Source organism: Streptomyces sp. NPDC046862 (assembly GCF_040704615.1).
GTDB lineage: Bacteria > Actinomycetota > Actinomycetes > Streptomycetales > Streptomycetaceae > Streptomyces.
Map to the genome: position 1 here is coordinate 237,577 of NZ_JBEYXP010000012.1, position 2,036 is coordinate 239,612.

A 2,036-nucleotide genomic window follows, 5' to 3' on the forward strand; every position below is an offset into this window, starting at 1 on the left:
AATCGGTCGGAGGCCGGCCCGCTCGTCCTGACGGCGCCTGACGGGGGCAGGGCGAAGCTGGCGGAGTACGGGATTGTCGCGGCGCCTGATCCGCTGGCGTAGGGCCTGATCGCCCACGGCGCCGACTTGCCCTGATTAATGATCTCTTCGCGTGGGCAGTCTCTCTCGATTCGTGTTTCTCGGGGCGCTGACGTAGACTGACTCGTCGGCTCTCGTGTGCCCGTATGTCCTCATGCGGTCGCTCGGGACCGATCAAGGTAGTCGATTCGAAGGGCGAAGCGTGGCCAAGAAGCAAGGTGCCATCGAGATCGAGGGCACTGTCGTCGAGTCTCTTCCGAACGCCATGTTCAAGGTCGAGCTCCAGAACGGCCACCAGGTCCTGGCACACATCAGCGGCAAGATGCGCATGCACTACATCCGCATCCTCCCTGACGACCGGGTCGTGGTGGAGCTCTCTCCGTACGACCTGACGCGTGGCCGGATCGTCTACCGCTACAAGTAGATCTTGCCCAGGTCCCGCGTTCTCCGCAGGACTGCCGGCAACTGACCCGGAGAACCTCACCCCATGAAGGTCAAGCCGAGCGTCAAGAAGATCTGCGACAAGTGCAGGGTGATCCGCCGTCACGGTCGGGTCATGGTCATCTGCGAGAACCCGCGCCACAAGCAGCGCCAGGGCTGACGCACGATCGATCGATCCCTCTGCATCGGTATCGCAGGGATTCGCGCGACGCGAGCTGAATATGTTCATACGCAGGACCCAGGCGCCGACGGTGCCTGACACCCCCGGTTCGGAGGCCGGGGACCCAGTCGTACCAACTCTTTTGCTGCGTCTTTTGAACAGCGTGAAGAGGCCGGCGGCTGGGAGCCGGTTCTGTGGAAGACCTCCGAGGATCAACTGGAGCCATTGAATGGCACGCGTTTCCGGTGTTGACATCCCGCGCGACAAGCGCGTGGAGGTCGCCCTCACCTACGTGTTCGGCATCGGCCGGACCCTCTCGCAGCTGACGCTGGCCGAGACCGGCGTCAACCCGAACGCCCGTGTTCGCGATCTGACCGAGGAAGAGCTCGTCAAGATCCGCGAGTACGTGGACAACAACATCAAGACCGAGGGTGACCTCCGTCGCGAGATCCAGGCCGACATCCGCCGCAAGGTCGAGATCGGCTGCTACCAGGGTCTGCGCCACCGCCGTGGTCTGCCCGTCCGTGGTCAGCGCACCAGCACCAACGCCCGCACCCGCAAGGGCCCGCGTCGCGCCATCGCCGGTAAGAAGAAGCCGGGCAAGAAGTAGTCCGCAGCGGACTCGCCGTCCAGCGGTCTTCGCTGTAGGACCGACCACCTCCCGTAGGAGTTATAGATGCCCCCCAAGGGTCGTCAGGGCGCTGCCAAGAAGGTGCGCCGCAAGGAAAAGAAGAACGTCGCTCACGGTCACGCGCACATCAAGAGCACGTTCAACAACACCATCGTTTCGATCACGGACCCGTCCGGCAACGTGATCTCCTGGGCCTCCGCCGGCCACGTCGGCTTCAAGGGCTCGCGCAAGTCGACCCCCTTCGCCGCGCAGATGGCCGCCGAGTCGGCCGCCCGTCGCGCGCAGGAGCACGGCATGCGCAAGGTCGACGTCTTCGTCAAGGGCCCGGGCTCGGGTCGTGAGACGGCCATCCGTTCGCTGCAGGCGACCGGTCTCGAGGTCGGCTCCATCCAGGACGTGACGCCCACGCCGCACAACGGGTGCCGTCCGCCGAAGCGTCGTCGCGTCTGACGCTCGCTTCGTCACGGTCTGTGGTTTCGGGCGGTACGGCACCCTAAAAGGGCCGTATCGCCCGTACCCTTGCAGTACCCCGTGCTTTCTGGGCACGGGTTTCCGTCGGGCGTCAAATAGCGGGCGTCCACGAAAGAAGGATCTGATCCACACATGCTGATCGCTCAGCGTCCCTCGTTGACCGAAGAGGTCGTCGACGAGTTCCGCTCCCGGTTCGTGATCGAGCCGTTGGAGCCGGGCTTCGGCTACACCCTCGGCAACTCCCTTCGCCGTACT

Annotated in this window: 4 protein-coding genes and 2 pseudogenes; all 6 read left to right on the plus strand. The window is 64.4% G+C overall.

From position 1 onward, the window contains the following. Positions 1–102: pseudogene (locus tag AB0959_RS16365) on the plus strand (type I methionyl aminopeptidase); the annotation flags it as partial. A 178-nt stretch (positions 103–280) separates the two neighbouring features. Further along, positions 281–502, plus strand: a complete 222-nt coding sequence (infA, locus tag AB0959_RS16370; protein WP_003948620.1) for a translation initiation factor IF-1 — start codon at positions 281–283, stop codon at positions 500–502. 63 nt (positions 503–565) lie between these two features. Continuing rightward, positions 566–679 (plus strand): 50S ribosomal protein L36, encoded by a 114-nt coding sequence (gene rpmJ, locus AB0959_RS16375; RefSeq protein ID WP_003998809.1) that lies wholly within the window; start codon positions 566–568, stop codon positions 677–679. A gap of 229 nt (positions 680–908) precedes the next feature. After that, positions 909–1,289 carry a 30S ribosomal protein S13 gene (gene rpsM, locus AB0959_RS16380; protein ID WP_366827058.1) on the plus strand — a complete coding sequence of 127 codons (381 nt, stop codon included), beginning with the start codon at positions 909–911 and terminating at the stop codon, positions 1,287–1,289. Between the two features lie 66 nt (positions 1,290–1,355). After that, complete coding sequence (gene rpsK, locus AB0959_RS16385; protein ID WP_003956432.1) at positions 1,356–1,760, plus strand: 30S ribosomal protein S11; 405 nt, start codon at positions 1,356–1,358, stop codon at positions 1,758–1,760. A gap of 153 nt (positions 1,761–1,913) precedes the next feature. Then, positions 1,914–2,036: pseudogene (locus AB0959_RS16390) on the plus strand (DNA-directed RNA polymerase subunit alpha); the annotation flags it as partial.